Raw genomic sequence first — 2,163 nt, 5'->3', positions numbered from 1 at the left:
GAACTGTCCGGCAACATTGCCGGCGTCTTCACCAAGCGCAAGCTCGACGAGGACACGCTGCAGGATCTGGAGGACGTGCTGATCCGCGCCGATCTCGGCATGGAGACGGCATTGCGCATCACCGATTCGCTGGCCGCCAGCCGCTACGGCAAGGACGTCTCCGAGACGGAGGTCCGCGCCATCATGGCGACCGAGGTGGAGAAGGTGCTGACCCACGTTGCCATGCCGCTGGAGCTCGACCTCAGCCATAAGCCGCATGTCATCCTTGTCGTCGGCGTCAACGGCACCGGCAAGACCACGACCATCGGCAAGCTGGCGGCAAAGCTGACCGATGGCGGCCTGTCGGTGATGCTTGCAGCCGGCGATACGTTCCGCGCTGCCGCAATAGAACAATTGAAGATCTGGGGCGAGCGCACCAAGTCGCCGGTCATCGCCTCGAAGCTTGGCGCCGACGCCGCCGGCCTCGCTTACGACGCCTTCGAGCAGGCCAAGCAAGCCGGCTCCGACGTGCTGATCATCGACACCGCCGGGCGGCTGCAGAACAAGACCGAACTGATGGCGGAATTGGAAAAGATCGTCCGGGTGCTGGGCAAGCTCGATCCGGAGGCGCCGCACACCGTGCTGCAGACGGTCGATGCCACCACCGGCCAGAACGCGCTCAACCAGGTCGAGATCTTCCGCAATGTCGCCGGCGTCAACGGCCTGGTGATGACCAAGCTGGACGGCACGGCACGCGGCGGTATTCTGGTGGCGATCGCGGCAAAGCACAAATTGCCGGTCTATTTCATCGGCGTCGGCGAACAGGTCGACGACCTCGAACCTTTCTCCGCAAGCGAGTTCGCCAGGGCGATCGCTGGCGTGGCCTAACAAGCATGATCCCAAAAAGTTGCAGACTTTTTGGACAGGATCATGCGTAAGAAGGAAGCCTATGAACCCGCCCATTCTCGAACGCGACCCGTCCGACCCGCAGAAGCAGAAGAAGGAAGGCGTCAATCCGCTGCTCAAGCTGGTGCTGGAGCTCGGCCCGCTAATGGTGTTCTTCTTCGCCAATGCGCGCAGCGCATGGCTGGTGCAGAAGTTTCCAGCGCTGGCCGAATTCGGCGGGCCGATCTTCGTCGCCACCGGCCTGTTCATGGCGGCGACCGCGATCGCGCTGATCGCTTCCTGGCTGCTCACCCGCACCTTGCCGATCATGCCGATGGTGTCGGGCGTCGTCGTCTTCGTCTTCGGCGCGCTGACGCTCTACTTGCAGGACGACATCTTCATCAAGATGAAGCCGACCATCGTCAACACGCTGTTCGGCGGCGTGCTGCTTGGCGGCCTGTTCTTCGGCAAGTCGCTGCTCGGCTACGTCTTCGATTCGGCCTTCAGCCTCGATGCCGAGGGCTGGAAGAAACTCACCTTCCGCTGGGGCCTGTTTTTCCTCTTTCTGGCCCTTGTCAATGAAGTGGTCTGGCGGAATTTTTCCACGGATGCATGGGTTACCTTCAAGGTCTGGGGCATCATGCCGATCACGCTTCTTTTCACCTTCAGCCAGATGCCGCTGATCATGCGCCATTCGCTTGAGGGCAAGACCGGAAAAGAAGAGAAGGCCGGCAAGTAATCAGGTAGGAGAGGGCATGGAATTCGTCACCACGCGCGAAGAGCTGAGAACGATCTACAAGACGCCTCGGCCGACCGACGGCTCGATCCGCAAGGAACTGAAGGCGCTGGATGGCCACTGCCGTTCCTTCATCGGCAAAAGCCCCTTCGTGCTGATCGGCTCCTCCGACGGCACCGGCAATACCGATGTGACGCCGAAGGGCGACAAACCGGGCTTTGCCGCCGTGCTCGACGAGAGGACCATCGCCATCCCCGACCGGCCGGGCAACAACCGGCTCGACACGCTGGAGAACATCCTTCTCAACCCATCGGTCGGGCTGCTCTTTCTCATTCCAGGCATGAACGAGACGCTGCGCGTCAACGGCGATGCCCGCATCACCGTCGATGCGGGCTTGCGCGAGCGGCTCGCCGTCGACGGCAAGGAACCGCAAAGCATCGTTCTGGTGACCGTCAAGGCCGCCTACATGCATTGCGCCAAGGCTTTCATGCGCTCCGATCTGTGGAAGCCGGAAACCTGGTACGACCGCACGACGCTGCCGACGCTCGGCCAGATCCTGCGCG

General features: G+C 62.0%; 3 protein-coding genes. All 3 read left to right on the top strand.

Annotated elements, in window-relative coordinates; genetic code table 11:
• On the top strand, positions 1-867 hold an 867-nt coding region (gene ftsY, locus E5W87_RS35130; RefSeq protein ID WP_292408473.1), incomplete at its 5' end, for a signal recognition particle-docking protein FtsY.
• Between the two features lie 61 nt (positions 868-928).
• A complete protein-coding gene (locus E5W87_RS35125; protein ID WP_292408470.1) occupies positions 929-1,603 on the top strand; it encodes a septation protein A in 675 nt (224 codons plus the stop codon).
• Between the two features lie 16 nt (positions 1,604-1,619).
• A partial coding sequence (locus E5W87_RS35120; protein ID WP_292408469.1) for a pyridoxamine 5'-phosphate oxidase family protein occupies positions 1,620-2,163 on the top strand: 544 nt, incomplete at its 3' end.

Source organism: Mesorhizobium sp., assembly GCF_004962925.1.
GTDB lineage: Bacteria > Pseudomonadota > Alphaproteobacteria > Rhizobiales > Rhizobiaceae > Mesorhizobium.
This window is presented reverse-complemented; position numbering and strand designations above follow the sequence as displayed.

Coding starts and splice junctions, on each gene's coding strand:
- E5W87_RS35125 (WP_292408470.1), top strand. CDS start 929: ATGAACCCGCCCATTCTCGAACGCGACCCGTCCGACCCGCAGAAGCAG.